Raw genomic sequence first — 19,019 nt, 5'->3', positions numbered from 1 at the left:
ACCGTACAGCCGGATCAGTGCTCGCTGTCCAGGTGGGCCATCTGCGCTGCCGGGTAGCGATCCCCGGCGGCCGCACCGGCCGGCACCGCGTCCTCGATGGCGGCGAGGTCGGCGGGGGTCAGCTCCACCTGGAGGGAGCCCAGCGCCTCACCGAGCCGCTCGCGGCTGCGGGCGCCGACCAGCGGCACGATGTCCTCGCCCCGGGAGAGCACCCAGGCGATGGCCGTCTGGGCGACGCTGACGCCCTTCTCGTCGGCGACCTTGCGCAGGGCGTCGACCAGGTCGAGGTTCCGGTCGAGGTTGTCGCCCTGGAAGCGCGGGCTCATCCCGCGGAAGTCGCCCGGGGCCAGCTCCCGGTCACGGGTGAAGTGGCCGCTGATCAGGCCGCGCGACAGCACTCCGTACGCCGTGACGCCTATGCCGAGCTCGCGGGCGGTCGGCAGGATCTCCTCCTCGATCCCGCGCGAGATCAGGGAGTACTCGATCTGGAGGTCGGAGATCGGTGCCACGGCGGCGGCCCGGCGCAGGGTGTCCGCGCCGACCTCGGAGAGGCCGATGTGCCGGACGTGCCCGGCCGTGACCGCCTCGGCGATGGCCCCGACGGTCTCCTCGATCGGCACGTCGGGGTCCACGCGGGCGATGCGGTAGACGTCGATGTGGTCCCGGCCGAGCCGCTGGAGCGAATAGGCCAGGAAGTTCTTCACGGCCTCCGGCCGCCCGTCGTACCCGGTGAAGCCGCCCTCGACCGTGCGCAGGGCGCCGAACTTCACGCTGGTCAGCGCCTTCTCACGGGCCGCGGCGGGGGCGGTGCGCAGGGCTTCGTTGATGAGGAGCTCGTTGTGCCCCATGCCGTAGAAGTCGCCCGTGTCGAGCAGGGTGACCCCGGCGTCGAGGGCGGCGTGGATGGTGGCGAGGGACTCCGCCCGGTCGGCTTCGCCGTAGAGGGCGGACATCCCCATGCAGCCCAGCCCGAGGGGGAAGACCCCGGGTCCGGTGCTGCCGAGGGTGCGGTGCGGGGTCGGGAGGTGGGCCGGGGTGCTCTGGTTCGTGGTCATGGAACGAGAATGGCATGACGGATGACAGATTTCAATATCTGTCACTCGTACGTGCGAGGAAGCCCCGTCCGCACGGCGGACGGGGCCGGGTGAGGGGTGCGGCGGCGCTGGGGGCGGCCCGTCAGGCGGCCGCGCGTAGGACCAGGGCGGCCACGGCTATCAGGGCGAGGGCGGCCGCGGGGGCGAAGTTGTAGTCCTTCGCGCGCAGGTGGGCGACGATCGCGCCGAGGAAGTAGAGGGTGACGCCGACGGCGGCGGCGATGCCGAGGGGGGCCACCCACAGGCCCGCGACCAGGCCGATCGCGCCGGCCGCCTTGAGGGAGGCCAGTCGGGGGAGCCAGGAATCCGGCACGCCGACGTTGGCCATGCTCTCGGTGATCGAGGGGTTGCGCAGGAACGTGAAGGTCGCGGACGCGGCAAGGACGAGGGCGAGCAGCCCGGCGACGACGGCATAGGCGGTGAACATGGCTGACTCCAACGATCGGCGATTTAGAATCATTGAATACCATCAACGATCGGCAGTGCGCAATCATTTCCCGGTTGTTACGATGTGGACATGACGGCGATTCAGGACTCCCCGCATCCGCCGCAGCGGCTGGGCATGCTGCTGGCCTGGCACGGATCGATCACCCAGACCCGCATGAAGAAGGCGCTCAGCGCCGCCGGGCTCACCCCGCGCCACGCGATGACCCTGACGCACCTGGACGGCGGACCCATCGGCCAGCGCGCGCTGGCCGAGCGGCTCGAGGTGGACCCGAGCGTGCTCGTCGGGATCCTCAACGACCTGGAGGGCGGCGGGCTCGTCGAGCGGCGCCGGGACCCGGCCGACCGCCGCCGCCACAACGTGGCCATCACCGACGCGGGCACCGCCGCCCTCGCGAAGACGAACGCGGCCCTCGACGCGGTGGAACTCGGACTGTTCGCCCACCTCTCGGAGCGGGACCGGGAAGCGCTGCGGAGCCTGCTGGACCGGATCGACTCGCACGCCGAGGACTTCGCCTGCGACGAGTAGGCGGGCAGGCAAGGGGTCGGCCGGTATAGCCGCCCCGGCTCAGTGCCGCGGTGCGGTGCCCGTGCGCTCCGGGCCGGAGCGCGGTTCCAGGGCGCGGGCCGTGCGCAGGGCCGTCTCCCGGGCCCAGCCGCCGCTGGTGGCGTAGCCGACGCACAGGACGAGCAGCCCGCACACCGTGATGATCCACCAGGCGGGCCGGGCCGCGGCCACGAAGGCGGCCGCGGATCCGGATCCGCCCGCCATCCCGATCCCGCCCGCCATCCCGGCGGCCAGGACCGAGCCGACGACGGCCACGCCCAGCGCCCCGCCGGTCTGCCGGCTGGTGGAGGCCACCGCCGCGGCCACGCCGGCCTGGGCGCGGGGCATCCCGGAGACGGCGGTGTTGGTGATCGGCGCGTTCACCAGGCCGAACCCGATGCCGAAGAGCACGTACCCGCAGAACAGCATCGGCGTCGAGCTCTCGGCCGAGAACGCGGCGAACAGCAGCCCGCTCGCCCCCATGGTCACGCCCGCGACCAGCAGCGGCAGCCGCGGTCCCCGGGTGGCGACCAGTCGCCCCGACACGGGGGCGCAGAGGAAGGCGAAGGCCGCCATCGGCAGCATGTACAGGCCGGCGTCCAGGGCATCGAGGCCCCGTACGTCCTGGAGGTACAGGGTGTTCAGGAACAGGAAGCCGGACAGCGCGGCGAAGGCGCTGACCGCGATCACCGTGGCCCCGCTGAAGGGGGCGCTGCGGAAGAACCGCGGGTCGATCAGGGGCTCCGCGCGCCGTGACTCGTAGGCCAGCAGCCCGGCCAGGGACAGGACGGCGACGAGTGCGCAGCCCAGGATCAGCGGGGAGGTCGCTCCGGCGGCGGGGGCCTCGATGATCCCGAACGTGACCGAGCCGAGCAGCCCCATGACCAGCAGCTGTCCGACCGGGTCGGGGCGGCGCGGGTGGTCGGCCCGGGACTCCGGGATGTAGCGCAGGGTCAGGACGAGGGCGAGGATGCCGACGGGCAGGTTGATCCAGAAGATCGACCGCCAGCCGACCGAGTCCACGAGCAGGCCGCCGATCAGCGGGCCCGCGGCCATGGAGATGCCGACGACCGCGCCCCAGACGCCGATGGCCCGGGCGCGCTCGCGCGGTTCGGTGAAGGTGTTCGTGATGATCGACATGGCGACCGGGTTGAGCATGGAGCCGCCGACGGCCTGGATCATCCGGAAGGCGATCAGCCAGCCCAGGCTCGGCGCGAGCGAGCAGAGCACCGAGCCGGCGGTGAAGAGCACGACGCCGAGGGTGAAGACCTTGCGGCGGCCGATCCGGTCCGCGGTGGAGCCCGCCAGCATCAGCAGCGAGGCCAGGACCAGCGTGTACGCGTCGATCGTCCACTGCATGCCGGCCACGGAGGCGTCCAGATCGCGGCGCATGGAGGGGAGGGCGACGTTCAGGACGGTGTTGTCGAGACTGACGATGAGCAGGCTCATGCAGCAGATCGTCAGGATCAGCAGGCGGCGCCGCTGGGTCAGCTCGTCCATGATGCCGATAGTACGCCTAACTAACGACATGCGATCAACGGCGCGGCTGAGCCACAATGGTGGGATGACCACGCTCCCCCCGCCTCTCGCGATCGGCCCGCACACCGTGCAGCCCCCGGTGGTGCTCGCGCCGATGGCCGGCATCACCAATGCCCCGTTCCGTACCCTGTGCCGCGAGTTCTCGGGCGGCAAGGGGCTGTTCGTGAGCGAGATGATCACGACCCGGGCCCTGGTCGAGCGCAACGAGAAGACCATGCAGCTGATCCACTTCGACGAGACCGAGAAGCCCCGGTCGATCCAGCTGTACGGAGTCGACCCCGCGACGGTCGGCAAGGCGGTCCGCATGATCGTCGAAGAGGACCGCGCCGACCACATCGACCTCAACTTCGGCTGCCCGGTGCCCAAGGTCACCCGCAAGGGCGGCGGCTCGGCCCTCCCGTACAAGCGCAACCTGCTGCGCGCGATCCTGCGCGAGGCCGTCGCGGGCGCCGGCGACCTGCCGGTGACCATGAAGATGCGCAAGGGCATCAACGACGACCACCTCACCTACCTCGACGCCGGCCGGATCGCCGTCGAGGAGGGCGTCACCGCCATAGCCCTGCACGGCCGCACCACCGCCCAGCACTACGGCGGCACCGCCGACTGGGAGGCCATCGCACGGCTCAAGGAGCACGTCCCGGAGATCCCGGTGCTCGGCAACGGCGACATCTGGTGCGCCGAGGACGCGCTGCGGATGGTCCGCGAGACCGGCTGCGACGGCGTGGTCGTGGGACGCGGCTGCCTGGGGCGGCCGTGGCTGTTCAACGACCTGGTCGCGGCCTTCGAGGGGCGTCCGGAGGACTTCCACAAGCCGACCCTGCGCGAGGTCGCGCGCACGATGCTGCGCCACGCCGAGCTGCTGGGGGAGTGGATCGGCGACGAGGCGCGCGGGGTGATCGACTTCCGTAAGCACGTGGCCTGGTACACCAAGGGCTTCTCGGTCGGCTCGGAGATGCGGCAGAAGCTCGCCGTGACCTCCTCCCTGGCCGAGCTGGACGCTCATCTGAGCGAGCTGGATCTGGATCAGCCCTGGCCCGACAGCGCGGACGGTCCTCGGGGCCGTACGTCCGGAAACAACCGGGTTGTCCTGCCCGAGGGCTGGTTGAACGATCCGTACGACTGCGCGGGCGTGAGCGAGGACGCGGAACTGGACACGTCCGGCGGCTGAGAAACAGGTGGCAAAACGTGCCGCCGACGGCGTGACATACGCCACGCATGGGTGAGGTTTCGCTCAGATGAGCGCGATGGTCACGGGTAAGACTTTCAAAGGGTGGCACTGGGTGCCACCCTTTGTTCGTTCAACTCTTGAACGCAAATGTATCGATGATCGCTCATCCGAGCGGAAACAAGCCTCAGTGGGCACCTCACCCTTCGGGACCTGAAGGGTCTTCGTAGGTTTTGGCTACTCACCAGTTACATTGGATCTGCTGGCAGTCGGCTGGTTACGGCCACATGACCGCCAAGTGGACGTACCCATAAGCCTTCGATCTGGGTATGTTCCTGGCCGTCAGGGCAGCCACCGAGCCTCGAGGAGTCGAGACCCGTGTCGGAAAACAAAGATCAGAAGTTCGTCTACGACTTCACGGAGGGCAACCGCGACCTCAAGGACCTTCTCGGCGGCAAGGGTGCCAACCTCGCCGAGATGACCAACCTGGGTCTGCCGGTCCCTCCCGGCTTCACCATCACCACCGAGGCCTGCAAGGTCTACCTCGACAGCGGCGAGGCCCCGGCCGAGCTGCGCGAAGAGGTCAGCGCGCACCTCGCCGCCCTCGAGGCGAAGATGGGCAAGAAGCTCGGCCAGTCGGACGACCCGCTGCTGGTCTCCGTGCGTTCCGGCGCCAAGTTCTCGATGCCGGGCATGATGGACACGGTCCTCAACATCGGCCTCTCCGACGACTCCGTCACCGGCCTCGCCGCCCAGGCGGGCAACGAGCGCTTCGCGTGGGACTCGTACCGCCGCCTGATCCAGATGTTCGGCAAGACCGTCCTCGGCGTGGACGGCGAGCTGTTCGAAGAGGCCCTCGACGAGGCCAAGGCCGCCAAGAACGTCACGGTCGACACCGACCTCGACGCCGCCGACCTCAAGAAGCTGGTCGCCGGCTTCAAGAAGATCGTCGCCAAGCAGGCCGGCCGCGAGTTCCCGCAGGACGCCCGCGAGCAGCTCGACCTCGCCGTCGAAGCGGTCTTCAACTCCTGGAACACCGACCGCGCCAAGCTCTACCGCCGCCAGGAGCGCATCCCGAGCGACCTGGGCACCGCGGTCAACATCTGCTCCATGGTCTTCGGCAACCTCGGCCCCGACTCGGGCACCGGCGTCGCCTTCACCCGCGACCCGGCCACCGGCCACGCGGGCGTCTACGGCGACTACCTGCAGAACGCCCAGGGCGAGGACGTGGTCGCGGGCATCCGCAACACCGTGCCGCTCGCGGACCTGGAGACCATCGACAAGGTCTCGTACGACCAGCTCATGACGATCATGACGACGCTGGAGACCCACTACAAGGATCTCTGCGACATCGAGTTCACCATCGAGCGCGGCCAGCTGTGGATGCTCCAGACCCGCGTCGGCAAGCGCACCGCCGGCGCCGCCTTCCGCATCGCCACCCAGCTCGTGGACCAGGGCCTCATCGACGAGGCCGAGGCCCTCCAGCGCGTCAACGGCGCCCAGCTCGCGCAGCTGATGTTCCCGCGCTTCGACGAGGGTGCCAGCACGACCCTGCTCGGCCGCGGCATCGCCGCCTCCCCGGGCGCGGCCGTCGGCAAGGCCGTCTTCGACTCCTACACGGCCGTCAAGTGGTCCCGCTCCGGCGAGAAGGTCATCCTGATCCGCCGCGAGACCAACCCCGACGACCTGGACGGCATGATCGCCTCCGAGGGGATCCTGACCTCGCGCGGCGGCAAGACCTCGCACGCCGCCGTCGTCGCCCGCGGCATGGGCAAGACCTGCGTCTGCGGCGCCGAGGACCTGGAGGTCGACACCAAGCGCCGCCGCATGACGGTCGGCGGAACGGTCGTCGAAGAGGGCGACGTCGTCTCCATCGACGGCTCCACCGGCAAGGTCTACCTCGGTGAGGTACCCGTCGTACCGTCCCCGGTCGTCGAGTACTTCGAGGGCCGCATGCACGCCGGCGCCGACGACGCCGACGAGCTCGTCGCCGCCGTGCACCGGATCATGGCCTACGCCGACCGCGTCCGCCGCCTGCGCGTACGGGCCAACGCCGACAACGCCGAGGACGCGCTGCGCGCCCGCCGCTTCGGCGCCCAGGGCATCGGCCTGTGCCGCACCGAGCACATGTTCCTCGGTGAGCGCCGCGAACTCGTGGAGCGACTGATCCTCGCCGACACCGACGACGAGCGCGAGGAGGCACTCAGTGCCCTCCTGCCGCTCCAGAAGAAGGACTTCGTCGAGCTGTTCGAGGCCATGGACGGGCTGCCCGTCACCGTGCGCCTGCTCGACCCGCCGCTGCACGAGTTCCTGCCCGACATCACCGAGCTCTCGGTGCGCGTCGCCCTCGCCGAGTCCCGCAAGGACGCCAACGAGAACGACCTGCGCCTGCTCCAGGCGGTGCACAAGCTGCACGAGCAGAACCCGATGCTGGGTCTGCGCGGAGTCCGCCTCGGCCTGGTCATCCCCGGCCTGTTCAAGATGCAGGTCCGGGCGATCGCCGAGGCCGCGGCCGAGCGCAAGAACGCCAAGGGCGACCCGCGCGCCGAGATCATGGTCCCGCTGGTCGGCACCGTCCAGGAGCTGGAGATCGTCCGCGAGGAGGCCGACGCGGTCATCGCCGAGGTCGAGGCCGCCACCGGCACCGACCTGCGGCTGACCATCGGCACCATGATCGAGCTGCCCCGCGCCGCCCTCACCGCCGGCCAGATCGCCGAGGCCGCGCAGTTCTTCTCCTTCGGCACGAACGACCTGACCCAGACCGTGTGGGGCTTCTCCCGCGACGACGTCGAGGCCAGCTTCTTCACCGCCTACCTGGAGAAGGGCATCTTCGGGGTCTCGCCCTTCGAGACCATCGACCGCGACGGCGTCGGTGCGCTGGTCCGCAGCGCCGTGGAGGCCGGCCGGGCCACCCGCCCCGACCTCAAGCTCGGCGTCTGCGGAGAGCACGGCGGCGACCCCGAGTCCGTCCACTTCTTCCACGAGGTCGGCCTGGACTACGTCTCCTGCTCGCCGTTCCGGATTCCGGTCGCGCGCCTGGAGGCCGGCCGCGCCGCCGCCGACGCGAAGGGCAGCGACAGCCGCTGACCCCGCCGCGGCCCCGATGACGGGGCCCCCTCGACCGCGCCTGCCCCCGGGTTCCCTGACGTCCGGTGGCAGGCGCGTCTATTTTCGGGGGGCTCTCGGGGGTTCTCCGGCGTCCCCGGCCACGTGGTTCCCCGGTCTTCCCGGGGCCCAGTATTGGTTCAATGTTGTTCCAGATGCCTTAACGGCAACAGGCGGCGGACGGATCCCCACCCGTCCACCGCCTGTCGCCTATCCGCCGGACACGTCGGCGCTTCCCGGTGCGACCGACCGCCAGGCCCCGCAAAGCCCCCCACGGCCTTCGCGGAGCGTTTCGGTCGCGCCGGAGTGTGCCCGGCGGAGTACAGGATTTCGGTTGTCACACCTTCGCCGAAAGGGGTTTCAACTGTGGCTGAAAGGCCATGGTGACCACGTGTGACGGCGTGCATACTCGAGGGGCGGGGGGATTGCGGTTGCACAGGTGGGGGTTCGGGTGCTGCGTATCCATTTCACGGGAGTGGACCTCGCACGCGTAAGGATGGCAGGGCGTCCGGATGCGTTGTGGGAAACCATCTTGAGTTTTCACCGTTTACGGGACCGGCGCGATACCCGGCTCTTCGGCGATTGGCGTGCGGAAACACGCACCAGGCTGAATGGTGAAACGCGACTTCTCGGCGCGCTGATACCGAGCCGCGGGTATTTCCCCGATTTCCTGACCCCCGCGGAGGGGCAGTACGGGTGGGACGTGGGCCTCGACGCACTGCGCGGGATCCGCCCCGAGCGGCTGCGGCGCGAGCTCGCGCTGGTCGGCCGGAGCGTCGAGGCGGGCTCCGGCATGGCCGCGGCCTTCGGGATGCCGGTGGCGGCCGGCGGGGGCCCGTACCGGGGCTCAGAGCCCCCGGTCCCGCGGCGGCTGCGGGACTTCATGGAGGGGGACACCGCGCACCTGCCCCGGCTGCTGGGGGAGCTGCGCGGGTACCACCGGGCGGCCGTGGAGCCGTACTGGAGCCACATCCAGGCCCAGATCGAGGCGGAGCGGGCCGCGCGGGGGCGGGCCCTGCTCGACGGGGGCGCGGACGAGCTGCTGGCCTCGCTGCCGCCGATGCTGCGGTGGCGGGCCCCGGTGCTGGAGTGCGACTACCCCGTGGACCGGGACGTACGGCTCCGGGGGCGCGGGCTCCTGCTCCAGCCCTCCTTCTTCTGCCGCCGCACGGCGGTGACCCTGCACGATCCGGAGCTGCCGCCCGTACTGGTGTATCCGGCGGCGGCCGAGCCCTCCTCGGCGCAGGCCGGCGGCGAGGCGGCCCGGCCGGCGGAGGAGCGGCGCCGGCACCGCCAGCACACCCTGGGCAAGCTCGTCGGGCACACCCGGTCGGTGGTGCTCCAGGCGATCGGGGACGGGGCCACCACGAGCGAGCTGGCACGGCGGGCCGGGGTGTCGCTGGCCTCCGCGAGCCAGCACGCGGGGGTGATGCGGGAGGCCGGGCTGGTCACCACGCTGCGGCGGGGCAACGCCGTGCTGCACACGGTGACGCCGCTTGGAGCTGCGCTGCTCAAGGGTGGGGCCGTGGTGTCGTGACACGGCCGCGCCCCGGCGGGTTCGAGACCCGCCGGGGCGCGGTTGGTGGTGCCGTGCGGCGCCGTTGCCGGGGGCTCTGCCCCCGGACCCCCGCGCCTCAAACGCCGGCGGGGCTGGATGTGGCCCGGCGCGGCTGGATGTGGAGCAGTGGTCAGGTGCGGAACGGGCCCGTGACCTCGTACGTGATGCCGCCCGTGGAGCTGCCGCTCGTGCCGCGCTGGCTGCTGAAGTAGAGGCGGTTGCCGGCGGGGGAGAAGGCCGGGCCGGTGATCTCCGAGGAGGACTGGCCGGTGATGCGGAGGAAGGGGGCGACCACGTCGTCCGGGGTGATCACGCAGATCTCCATGTTGCCGCCGTCCTCGGCCACGTACAGGTCGCCGTACGAGGAGCCGGTGACGTTGTCCACGCCCGTCAGCGGGGCCGCGCCGCCGGGCACGAGGGAGTCGTCGTAGGCCAGCTCGTAGGTGCTGTTCGTGAGGTTGAGCTGCCAGACGCGGTTGTCGCCCTTGGTCGTGAACCACACCGTGTCGTTGGCGTAGTGGCAGCCCTCGCCGCCGTTGAACTTCTTCGAGCCCGAGACCTGGCTGCGCGTCGCGGTCGGCGAGCCGTCCGGGTCGGGGACGTTGGCCCAGGTGAAGGAGCCGGAGGTGGCGGTGCCGGCCTTGAGGACCTGGAGGGTGCCGGAGGAGAGGTTGCCCCAGGTGGTGGGGATGAAGCGGTAGAAGCAGCCGCTGCTCTCGTCCTCGGTCAGGTAGATGACCTGGCGCACCGGGTCGGCGGCGGCCGCCTCGTGCTTGAAGCGGCCCATCGCGGGGCGCTGCACGGCCGCGTTCACGCCGTAGGGGTCGGTCTCGTAGACGTAGCCGAGGCTGACCTCCTCGCAGGACAGCCAGGTGTTCCACGGGGTCTTGCCGCCCGCGCAGTTCTGGCGGGTGTTGGAGAGGATCCGGTAGGCGCCGGTGACCGTGCCCGAGGAGTTGAACTTCACCGCGCTCGCCCCGCCGGAGGGGTTGATCTCCGAGTTCGACACGTAGATCCAGCCCGTGCCGTCGGCGAAACAGGCGCCGCCGTCCGGGGCGCTGTGCCAGGTGTACGAGGTGCCCGAGACCGTCTGGCCGGAGCGGGCTATCACCCGGCTGCTGAAGCCGGCGGGCAGCATGATGCCGTTGGCGTCGGCGGCGCCGAGCGCCCCGTAGGGACCGGCGCCGGGCTGGGCGGGGGCCGCGTAGGCCGCGCCGTGCATCAGCGTGCCGCCGAAGGCGGCGGCGGAGGAGCCGATGACGGCCCCGCGAAGGAAGGTACGACGTTCCACGGTCACTCCTGTGGAGGAGGGGCTCCGCGCCCGGTCGGGCGGGAGTCACGCACGCGTGCAGGAACTTAGAAGCGTCGAGTTGACGTGACGTCAATTCCATATGACGCGGGAGCGACCGGCGCGAGGTCAATCCTCCTGAGGGGGATATTCCGAAATCCCCGTGCCGCGGAAGGGGAGCGGGGCGGCCCCATAGGGGACTTTCTGCCCTGGGGAGGAGCCGGGTGCGGGAGCATGGTGGAGTGATGAGCCACTTCTCCGAAGACGCAGCGGACACGGCGGACGCAACGGACACGGCGGGCGCAGCGGGCGCAGCCGGCACCGCCGACATCACCGGCCGCGCCGACCTCGACGTCGTCCTGCGTCGCTTCTACACGGCGGCCTTCGCCGATCCGCGGATCGGGCCCTTCTTCACGGAGATCGCCGGTACCGACCTCGACGTGCACCTGCCCCGGATCACCGACTTCTGGGAGCGGGCCCTCTTCCGCAGCGCCGACTACCGGCGCAACGCCTTCGCCCCGCACGCGGCCCTCCAGTCGGCCCGCGCGATGACCGCCGAGGACTTCGGCCGCTGGGTGCAGCTGTGGCGGGCCACGATCGACGGACTGCACCGGGGGCCGAACGCGGAGCGGGCCAAGGCGGTGGGCGAGCGGATCGCGCTGACCATGCTCAAGCGGCTGGCCGGGGACGGCCCGGAGCTGCTGCGCGGCGAGGGCACGGTGGGCTTCGTACCGCTGGCGGCCCTGGAGCTGCGCTCGATGACGGCCTGACCTGCGGTTTCGTAGGACGTCGAAGAAATCTGAAAAAACTCCGCCGGGAGCGATGAGTTCCCCGGGGACCCGCGGTCTACCTCTCGAAAGCAACGGAACGCAACCACACGCGCCGAGAGAAGAGAGACCGCGATGTCCTCCACCATGATCTTCGTCAACCTGCCGGTCAAGGACCTCGAGGCCACCAAGACCTTCTGGGGGAAGCTCGGCTACTCCTTCAACGCCCAGTTCACCGACGAGAGCACCGCTTCGATGCCCATCACCGACACCATCGTCGCGATGTTCCTGGCCGAGGAGCGCTTCAAGTCCTTCACCCACAAGGCCATCGCCGACACCGCCACCAGCACCTCGGTGCTGCTGTGTCTGAGCGCCGAGAGCCGCGCCAAGGTGGACGAGACCGTGGACACGGCCCTGGCGGCGGGTGCCACCGAGCCGCGCGACGCCCAGGACTACGGCACCATGTACGGCCGCGCCTTCGAGGACCTCGACGGGCACACCTGGGAGATCATGTGGATGGACCCGTCGATGATCCAGGGCTGAGCCTCAGGCGGAGGTCGCGGCGGTCCGCACCGGGTAGGTCCGGACCGCCACCTCCTCGTCGTCCAGGCAGTGCCCCGACTCCAGGTCGAAGCGCTGCTTGAGCAGCGGCGACGCCACGAAGGGCCGCCCGCCGGCCGAGCCGATCAGCCCGCGCGAGAGCACCTGCGCCCCGGTGAAGGGGTCCCGGTTGCCGATGGCGTACGGGCGTCCCGAGCGGTCGACGAACACGGCGGCCTGGCTCCCGTCGGGCAGCAGCGCCGCCACCCCGCGCCCGGGGATCAGCGCCGAGAGCTCGCACACGGTGAGCCAGCCCTCGGCCACCTGCAGTTCCACGGTCATCGGGTGCCTCCCAGGGGTTCCAGGGTGAGGACGGTCAGGTCGGGCTTGACCTGGCCGCGTTCGGGGACGAACTTCACGCTCGGGTCGGGTGCGCCCGGGGCGTTGACGAAGGACACGAACCGGCGCAGCCGCTCCGGGTCGTCCAGGGTCTCGGCCCATTCGTCGCGGTAGTGCGCCACGTGGTCGGCCATCAGGGACTCCAGCTCGGCGCACAGTCCGAGCGAGTCGTGCACGATCACGTCCCGCAGGTGGTCGAGGCCGCCCTCCAGCCGGTCCAGCCAGGTGGAGGTCCGCTCCAGCCGGTCGGCGGTGCGGATGTAGAACATCAGGAACCGGTCGATGAGCCGGACCAGTTCGGCGTCGGACAGGTCCTGCGCGAGGAGGTCGGCGTGGCGCGGGGTGGCCCCGCCGTTGCCGCCGACGTAGAGGTTCCAGCCGCTCGCCGTGGCGATGATCCCGAAGTCCTTGCTCTGCGCCTCCGCGCACTCGCGGGCGCAGCCGGAGACCGCCGACTTGAGCTTGTGCGGGGCGCGCAGGCCCCGGTAGCGCAGCTCCAGGTCGATGGCCATCCGCACCGAGTCCTGGACCCCGTAGCGGCACCAGGTCTGGCCCACGCAGGACTTCACCGTCCGCAGGGCCTTTCCGTACGCGTGCCCGGACTCGAATCCGGCCTCGACGAGCCGGGCCCAGATGCGGGGGAGCTGGTCGATGGCGGCGCCGAAGAGGTCGATGCGCTGCCCGCCGGTGATCTTCGTGTAGAGGCCGAAGTCGCGGGCCACCTCGCCGATCACGATGAGCTTGTCGGGGGTGATCTCGCCGCCGGGGATGCGCGGGACGACCGAGTACGAGCCGTTGCGCTGCATGTTGGCGAGGAAGTGGTCGTTGGTGTCCTGGAGGGCGGCCTGCTCCCCGTCCAGGACGTAGCCGCTCGCGCCGAGGGTGGGGGCGAGCGAGGCGATGATCGAACCGACGGTGGGCTTGCAGACCTCGCAGCCCTCGCCGCCGCGGGCCTCCTCGCGGCCGTGGCTGTCGAGGAGCTTCTCGTACGAGGTCACGCGCAGGGTGCGGACGATCTCGTAGAGCTCGGCGCGGGTGTAGGAGAAGCAGTCGCAGAGACCTTTGTCGGCGGCCGGCGGCATCAGCTGGCCGATCACCTTGAGGCAGCTGCCGCAGCCGGTGCCCGCCTTGGTGCACTTCTTGACCTCGGGCACCGTCGTGTGGGCGGTGATGGCCTTCTTGGTGACGTTGTGGCAGGAGCAGATCACCGCGCCGTCCGGGAGCGAGGCCGGGCCCAGCGCGACGGGCGCACCGGCACCGGCTGGCAGCACCAGCTGCTCGGGGGTGACGGGCGGTACCGAGCCGGTGAGCGGGCGCAGCAGGCCGTAGGAGTCGGCGTCGCCGACGAGGACTCCGCCGAGCAGGACGCCTTCGGCGGAGACGACCACCTTCTTGTAGACACCGGAGCGGGAGTCGGAGTAGACGACGTCGAGGCTGCCCTCGGTCGCGCCGTGGGCGTCGCCGAAGGAGGCCACGTCCACGCCGAGGAGCTTGAGCTTGGTGGAGAGGTCGGCGCCGGTGAACTCCTTCTCGCGGCCCAGCAGGTCGGCCGCGGCCGTCTCCGCCATCTCGTACCCGGGGGCGACCAGGCCGTAGACCCGGCCGTCGGAGGCGAGCGCGCACTCGCCGATGGCGTAGACGTGCGGGTCGGAGGTGCGGCAGCGGGCGTCGACGGAGATGCCTCCGCGTTCGCCGACGGCGAGGCCGCTCTCGCGGGCCAGCTGGTCGCGGGGGCGGACCCCGGCGGAGAAGACGACCAGGTCGGTGTCGACCGTGGAGCCGTCGGACAGCTTCATGCCGCTGACCGCGCCGTCCGGGCCGGTGAGGACCGCCTGGGTGCCGACGCCCGTGTGGACGGTGAGCCCCATGTCCTCGATGGTGCGCAGCAGGGCGGCGCCGCCGCCCTCGTCGACCTGGACGGGCATCAGGCGGGGAGCGAACTCCACGATGCGGGTGGTGAGCCCGAGGCCCTGGAGGGCGCCGGCGGCCTCCAGCCCGAGCAGTCCGCCGCCGACCACGGCGCCGGTGGTCCGGGTCTTCGCGTACTCCTCGATCGCGAGGAGGTCCTCGATGGTGCGGTAGACGAAGCAGCCCGGGGCGTCCTTGCCGGGGACCGGCGGGACGAAGGGGTAGCTGCCGGTCGCGAGCACGAGCACGTCGTACGGGAACACCCGCCCCGAGCGGGAGGTGACGGTGCGGGCGTCGCGGTCGATGCTCTCGGCGGGGTCGTCGAGGTGCAGGGAGATCCCGTGCTCCGCCATGAAGGAGGCGGGGGTGAGGGAGAGGTCCTCGGGGGTGCTGCCGGAGAAGTACGAGGTCAGGTGCACGCGGTCGTAGGCGGGGCGGGGCTCCTCGCAGAGCACGGTGATCCGGTGCGTGGCGGTGGCGCCGAGTTCGGCGAGCGCCTCCAGGTAGCGCTGGCCGACCATGCCGTGGCCGATGAGCAGGATCGAGGGGGCGGGGGCCTGGGGGGTGGCCGGGGCGGGGGTGGGCGTGGCTTCGGCCATGATCAGGAGCCTCCGTCGTCGGTGAGCAGGTGGTGCAGGTCGGTCGGACCGTGCTGGTCGGTGAGGGGGGCGCCGTCCTCCCAGCTGCGGGCGAGGGCGCCCACGCTGGAGAGTTCGCCGAGCAGGACCCCGCCGACGAGGCGGTCGCCCCGGACGACGACCTTGCGGTAGGTGCGGCGGGTGGCGTCGGTGAGCCGGACCACGTCGTCGCCGGGGCGCGGGGTGGTCTCGCCGAAGGCGGCGAGGTCGAGGGGCCGGTCGCCGCCGGCGGTGAGGGTGAGGCGGGTCAGGGCGCGGGTCCCGTTGTAGGCGGGGTCCGCGGTGAGTCCCCGGCCGGTTCCGAGCAGGACTCCGGCGAGGGCCTCGGCCTGCTCCAGGGCGGGCCCGGCCAGGCCGTAGACCCGGCCGGCGTGCTCGGCGCAGTCGCCGATGGCGTGGATGCGGGGGTCGCTGGTGCGGAGTTCGTCGTCGACGAGGACGCCCTTGCCGACGTCGAGGCCGGCGGCCAGGGCGAGGCCCGTGCGGGGGCGGACTCCGCAGGCGAGGACGACGATGTCGGCGTCGAGGCGGTAGCCGTCGGCGAGCTCGACCCCGGTGACCCTGCGAGGCGTTCCGGGGCTCCGCCCCGGACCCCGCTCCTCAAACGCCGGAGGGGCTGGATTTCGGCTGATGCCGCCGGCAGGGTGCGGGGTCGTCGACAGGCCGCGGACCCTGCATTCCGTGTGGATCTCGATGCCCATGCCGGTCAGGTGGGTGTGCAGGATCTCGGAGGCTTCCGCGTCGAGCTGGCGTTCCATCAGGCGTTCGCCCTGCTGGGCGAGGACGACCTGGGCGCCCCGCTCGGCCAGGGCGCGGGCCGCCGAGACGCCGAGGAGGCCGCCGCCGATCACCACCGCGCGCACGCCGGGACGTACGGCCGCCGACAGGGCCAGGCAGTCGTCCATGGTGCGGAACGCGTGGACCCCGGCGGGGAGATCGCGGCCCTCCGGTTCGAAGAGGCCGCGCAGGGGAGGGAGGACCGGGTTCGACCCGGTGGCCAGGACGAGGGTGCCGTACCGCTCGACCGAGCCGTCGTCGCAGTGCACGACCTGCTCCGCCCGGTCGATCCGTACCGCCCGCACGCCCCGGCGCAGCGCCGGTCCGGGGGCCGGCAGGGCCGTCACCTCCGGTGCGTACCGGCCGGCCAGGACCTCCGCGAGGAGGACCCGGTTGTAGGGGGCGTGCGCCTCCTCGCCGAGGACGCGTACGTCCCCGCCCAGCCGGGCGGCGAGCCGCAGGCCGGCGAGGCCGCCGCCGATCACCACCACGCGTTGCTGTTCCGAGGTCATGACACGAGAGTGCGCGGCCGCTGTTTCCCCACGGCATCGCCCTTGTTTCCCTGACGGAACGCCGACCTCAGCGAGCGGGTTAACTGCCCGTGAGGCGTTCCTCAAGGCCGCCTTAAGGATCACCGGGAGGGCCGGGGAGCCCGCCGGACCCCCCTTAGCGTGGCCGTATGCGAGAGCGGGACATGGCGGTTCGGGTCAAGGGCGGGATGCTCGGCGGGGCGGGGGCCGTCGCGCTGCTGTGGGCCGCGCAGGTGCGGCCCTCCGCCCGGCTCGACGCGCTGTTCGCCACCGCCGCGCACCTGTCCGGGCTGCTCGCCGGGTACGGGGTGCTCGTCCTGCTGTTCCTCATGGCCCGGGTCCCCGCCGTCGAGCACGGGGTGGGCGCGGCCCGGCTCGCCCGCTGGCACGCGCTGGGCGGCCGCCACGTCCTGCTGCTCTGCTTCGGGCACGCGGCCTTCGCGCTCTGCGGCTACGCCGTGCACGGGGGGATCGACGTGCTGTCGGCCGTCCGGGGGCTGCTCGGGTACCCGGCGCTGGCCGCCGCGGCGGCCGGGACCGTGCTGCTGGCCGCCGTCGGCATCAGCTCCGCGCGCTCCGTACGCCGCCGGGTCAGTCACGAAACCTGGCGGGGGATCCACCTCCTGGTGTACCTCGCCGCCGCGCTCGCCTTCGGGCACCAGCTCGCCGGGCCCGACCTGGGGCCCGTCGTATGGTTCTGGGCCCTCGCCCACGCCGTGGTCGCCGTCCTGCTGGTCTGGTACCGGGCCGTGGTCCCCGTACGGCAGGCCCTGCGGCACGCGCTGCGGGTCGCCGAGGTCCGGGTGGAGGGGCCCGGGGTGGTTTCCGTTCTGGTGTACGGGGAGCACCTCGCGGAATTGCGCGCCGAGCCGGGGCAGTTCCTGCGCTGGCGGTTCCTGCAGCGCAGGCTGTGGCACACCGCGCTGCCCTTCTCGCTGTCCGCGCCGGTCCGCGGGAACACCCTGCGGATCACCGTGAAGGCGCTGGGGGGCCACTCCCGCCGGATCCGGCGGCTGCGCCCCGGCACCCGGGTGCTGGCCACCGGGCCCTTCGGGGCGCTCACCGCGGCGCGGCGGACCCGGACCAAGGTGCTGCTGATCGCCGGCGGGGTCGGAATCACCCCGATGCGGGCGCTGTTCGAGACGCTGCCCGGCGGGCCCGGTGACATCACCCTGCTCTACCGGGCGGGCGCCGAGGAACAGCTCGTCCTGCGCTCCGAACTGGAGGCCATCGCCGCCGAACGGCAGGCCGGGCTGCGCTACCTGCTCGGGCCGTCGGGCGCGGCCTTCGATCCGCTGGCCCCGCAGGCGCTGGCGGCGCTGGTTCCGGGGCTGGCGGAGCACGACGTGTTCCTGTGCGGGCCGCCGGGGATGGCGGACGCCACGATGGCCGCGCTGGTGCGGGCCGGGGTGCCGGTGGGGCGGATCCATGCGGAGTGCTTTGGGTTCTGAGCCCACGCCCGATTTCCCTTCCGCCCCTGCACCCTCACCCGAGAGGTCGCCGCTCCGTGCGTCACCCGTTGCACGTCACCCTGCCCGTGTCCCTGGCCGCTGCGCGGGCGGAGTCCCCTACCCGCCCTTCCACCGTTCCCCGGGGCTCCGCCCCGGACCCCGCTCCTCAAACGCCGGAGGGGCTAGGTTTGGCGGGGCTGGGTTTGGCGTCGGCGGGGCCGGGTTTGGCACGGCATCGTAGGCCTCGGGCCTCGCCTGCCAGGGCGGTGCTGGTGGCGTGGGGGTCCGTGCCGGCGGGGAGGCGGCTCGCGGGTGGGCTCGGGCTGGTCAGTGTGGTGGTCGCCAGTGTGTTGACCGTGGTGGTGGAGCCGGCGGCTCCCGTCGCCCCGGATCGGGTTCCTGGCGGGCGAAGCTCAACCTTTGCGCAAGTTTCCGGGGATTGATGGCCGATGCAGCCATCTGCTCCATAGGGTCGGGGCGTGCCTGAGATATCGACCACCATGATCATCGTGCTGTGCGTGGCCGCCGCCGCGGCCGGCTGGATCGACGCCGTCGTGGGCGGCGGCGGCCTGCTCCTCCTGCCCGCGCTGCTGCTCGGCCTGCCGAACGCCCACCCCGCCACCGTCCTCGGTACCAACAAGGCCGTGGCCATCGTCGGCACCTCGGGCGCGGCCGTCTCGTACCTGCGCAAGACCCCGGTGGACGTGAAGCTCGCCGTCCGCATCGGCCTGGCCGCGCTCGCCGGCTCGATGGGCGGAGCCGCCCTCGCCGGCGGCATCAGCAAGGACGCGCTGCGCCCGCTGATCATGGCGGTCCTGGTGGTCGTCGCGGCGTTCGTCCTCTTCCGCCCCGCCTTCGGCACCGCGCCCGGGGCCGCGCCTGTCAGCCGTCGGAGGGTGCTGCTGACCATCGCCCTCGCCGGCCTCGGCATCGGCTTCTACGACGGGCTCATCGGCCCCGGCACCGGCACCTTCCTGGTCCTGGCGCTGACGGCCCTGCTCCACCTCGACCTGGTGACGGCCTCCGCCACCGCGAAGATCGTCAACGTGTGCACCAACGCCGGGGCGCTCGCCATGTTCGCCTACCAGGGCATGGTGCTGTGGCAACTGGCGGCCCTGATGGCCGTGTTCAACCTGGCCGGCGCCATGATCGGCGCCCGGATGGCACTGAAGAAGGGCAGCGGATTCGTCCGCGGGGTCCTCCTGACGGTCGTCGGGGCCCTGGTGGTCAAGCTGGGCCTCGAACAGTGGGGCTGACCTGCGGAGGGCC

The 19,019-nt window shown here is 71.8% G+C and carries 15 protein-coding genes; 8 read left to right on the top strand and 7 right to left on the bottom strand.

The genetic code is table 11. The annotated features are described in order from the left end of the window. Positions 1–14: 14 nt before the first annotated feature. Both NLX94_RS13635 and NLX94_RS13630 read right to left on the bottom strand, forming a co-directional pair. The gene (locus NLX94_RS13635) at positions 15–1,055 is read right to left on the bottom strand and encodes an aldo/keto reductase (protein ID WP_254382974.1); all 1,041 of its coding nucleotides are present in this window, start codon (positions 1,053–1,055) and stop codon (positions 15–17) included. Positions 1,056–1,176: 121 nt separating this feature from the next. After that, the gene (locus NLX94_RS13630) at positions 1,177–1,521 is read right to left on the bottom strand and encodes a DoxX family protein (RefSeq protein ID WP_254382973.1); all 345 of its coding nucleotides are present in this window, start codon (positions 1,519–1,521) and stop codon (positions 1,177–1,179) included. Between the two features lie 90 nt (positions 1,522–1,611). Between NLX94_RS13630 and NLX94_RS13625 the strand changes: the two genes are divergently transcribed. Then, on the top strand, positions 1,612–2,067 hold the full coding sequence (locus NLX94_RS13625) for a MarR family winged helix-turn-helix transcriptional regulator (RefSeq protein WP_254382972.1): 456 nt from the start codon (positions 1,612–1,614) through the stop codon (positions 2,065–2,067). A 39-nt stretch (positions 2,068–2,106) separates the two neighbouring features. Here the strand turns inward: NLX94_RS13625 and NLX94_RS13620 are convergent, their stop codons facing one another. Continuing rightward, the gene (locus NLX94_RS13620; protein ID WP_254382971.1) at positions 2,107–3,585 is read right to left on the bottom strand and encodes an MFS transporter; all 1,479 of its coding nucleotides are present in this window, start codon (positions 3,583–3,585) and stop codon (positions 2,107–2,109) included. Positions 3,586–3,649: 64 nt separating this feature from the next. Here NLX94_RS13620 and dusB point away from each other — a divergent pair, with 64 nt between their 5' ends. From dusB to NLX94_RS13605, 3 genes are all read left to right on the top strand, one after another. Continuing rightward, complete coding sequence (gene dusB, locus NLX94_RS13615) at positions 3,650–4,792, top strand: tRNA dihydrouridine synthase DusB (RefSeq protein ID WP_254382970.1); 1,143 nt, start codon at positions 3,650–3,652, stop codon at positions 4,790–4,792. A gap of 375 nt (positions 4,793–5,167) precedes the next feature. Beyond that, on the top strand, positions 5,168–7,876 hold the full coding sequence (ppdK, locus tag NLX94_RS13610; RefSeq protein ID WP_254382969.1) for a pyruvate, phosphate dikinase: 2,709 nt from the start codon (positions 5,168–5,170) through the stop codon (positions 7,874–7,876). 469 nt (positions 7,877–8,345) lie between these two features. After that, on the top strand, positions 8,346–9,431 hold the full coding sequence (locus NLX94_RS13605) for a helix-turn-helix domain-containing protein (RefSeq protein WP_254382968.1): 1,086 nt from the start codon (positions 8,346–8,348) through the stop codon (positions 9,429–9,431). A gap of 151 nt (positions 9,432–9,582) precedes the next feature. Here NLX94_RS13605 and NLX94_RS13600 read toward each other — a convergent pair whose 3' ends face one another. Next, positions 9,583–10,743 (bottom strand): alkaline phosphatase PhoX, encoded by a 1,161-nt coding sequence (locus tag NLX94_RS13600; RefSeq protein ID WP_254382967.1) that lies wholly within the window; start codon positions 10,741–10,743, stop codon positions 9,583–9,585. 242 nt (positions 10,744–10,985) lie between these two features. On the opposite strand from NLX94_RS13600, the gene NLX94_RS13595 reads away from it, so the two are divergent. Further along, positions 10,986–11,510, top strand: a complete 525-nt coding sequence (locus NLX94_RS13595; RefSeq protein WP_254382966.1) for a group III truncated hemoglobin — start codon at positions 10,986–10,988, stop codon at positions 11,508–11,510. Positions 11,511–11,642: 132 nt separating this feature from the next. Beyond that, positions 11,643–12,050, top strand: coding sequence for a VOC family protein (locus NLX94_RS13590; RefSeq protein ID WP_254382965.1), 408 nt, complete (start codon positions 11,643–11,645; stop codon positions 12,048–12,050). Positions 12,051–12,053: 3 nt separating this feature from the next. Here NLX94_RS13590 and nirD read toward each other — a convergent pair whose 3' ends face one another. From nirD to NLX94_RS13575, 3 genes are read right to left on the bottom strand one after another with little or no spacing between them, the layout of a single operon-like run. Further along, on the bottom strand, positions 12,054–12,389 hold the full coding sequence (nirD, locus tag NLX94_RS13585) for a nitrite reductase small subunit NirD (protein WP_254382964.1): 336 nt from the start codon (positions 12,387–12,389) through the stop codon (positions 12,054–12,056). Then, positions 12,386–14,953 carry a nitrite reductase large subunit NirB gene (gene nirB, locus NLX94_RS13580; RefSeq protein WP_254382963.1) on the bottom strand — a complete coding sequence of 856 codons (2,568 nt, stop codon included), beginning with the start codon at positions 14,951–14,953 and terminating at the stop codon, positions 12,386–12,388. The genes nirD and nirB overlap by 4 nt, the downstream gene beginning before the upstream one ends. A gap of 2 nt (positions 14,954–14,955) precedes the next feature. Further along, entirely contained in the window at positions 14,956–16,281 is a 1,326-nt protein-coding gene (locus tag NLX94_RS13575; RefSeq protein ID WP_254382962.1) for an NAD(P)/FAD-dependent oxidoreductase, read from the bottom strand. 167 nt (positions 16,282–16,448) lie between these two features. Here NLX94_RS13575 and NLX94_RS13570 point away from each other — a divergent pair, with 167 nt between their 5' ends. Together NLX94_RS13570 and NLX94_RS13565 are read left to right on the top strand one after the other, a co-directional pair. Continuing rightward, positions 16,449–17,750, top strand: a complete 1,302-nt coding sequence (locus tag NLX94_RS13570) for a ferric reductase-like transmembrane domain-containing protein (protein WP_254382961.1) — start codon at positions 16,449–16,451, stop codon at positions 17,748–17,750. A gap of 479 nt (positions 17,751–18,229) precedes the next feature. Further along, the gene (locus tag NLX94_RS13565) at positions 18,230–19,006 is read left to right on the top strand and encodes a TSUP family transporter (protein ID WP_254382960.1); all 777 of its coding nucleotides are present in this window, start codon (positions 18,230–18,232) and stop codon (positions 19,004–19,006) included. Positions 19,007–19,019: the final 13 nt, after the last annotated feature.

The organism is Streptomyces sp. TBY4 (genome assembly GCF_024213195.1).
Taxonomy (GTDB): Bacteria; Actinomycetota; Actinomycetes; order Streptomycetales; family Streptomycetaceae; genus Streptomyces.
This window is presented reverse-complemented; position numbering and strand designations above follow the sequence as displayed.

Excerpts from the sequence above, each read along its gene's own strand:
- NLX94_RS13635 (WP_254382974.1), bottom strand. The coding sequence starts at position 1,055 with ATGACCACGAACCAGAGCACCCCGGCCCACCTCCCGACCCCGCACCGC.
- NLX94_RS13630 (WP_254382973.1), bottom strand. The coding sequence starts at position 1,521 with ATGTTCACCGCCTATGCCGTCGTCGCCGGGCTGCTCGCCCTCGTCCTT.
- NLX94_RS13625 (WP_254382972.1), top strand. The coding sequence starts at position 1,612 with ATGACGGCGATTCAGGACTCCCCGCATCCGCCGCAGCGGCTGGGCATG.
- NLX94_RS13620 (WP_254382971.1), bottom strand. The coding sequence starts at position 3,585 with ATGGACGAGCTGACCCAGCGGCGCCGCCTGCTGATCCTGACGATCTGC.
- dusB (WP_254382970.1), top strand. The coding sequence starts at position 3,650 with ATGACCACGCTCCCCCCGCCTCTCGCGATCGGCCCGCACACCGTGCAG.
- NLX94_RS13595 (WP_254382966.1), top strand. The coding sequence starts at position 10,986 with ATGAGCCACTTCTCCGAAGACGCAGCGGACACGGCGGACGCAACGGAC.
- NLX94_RS13590 (WP_254382965.1), top strand. The coding sequence starts at position 11,643 with ATGTCCTCCACCATGATCTTCGTCAACCTGCCGGTCAAGGACCTCGAG.
- nirD (WP_254382964.1), bottom strand. The coding sequence starts at position 12,389 with ATGACCGTGGAACTGCAGGTGGCCGAGGGCTGGCTCACCGTGTGCGAG.
- nirB (WP_254382963.1), bottom strand. The coding sequence starts at position 14,953 with ATGGCCGAAGCCACGCCCACCCCCGCCCCGGCCACCCCCCAGGCCCCC.
- NLX94_RS13575 (WP_254382962.1), bottom strand. The coding sequence starts at position 16,281 with ATGACCTCGGAACAGCAACGCGTGGTGGTGATCGGCGGCGGCCTCGCC.
- NLX94_RS13570 (WP_254382961.1), top strand. The coding sequence starts at position 16,449 with ATGCGAGAGCGGGACATGGCGGTTCGGGTCAAGGGCGGGATGCTCGGC.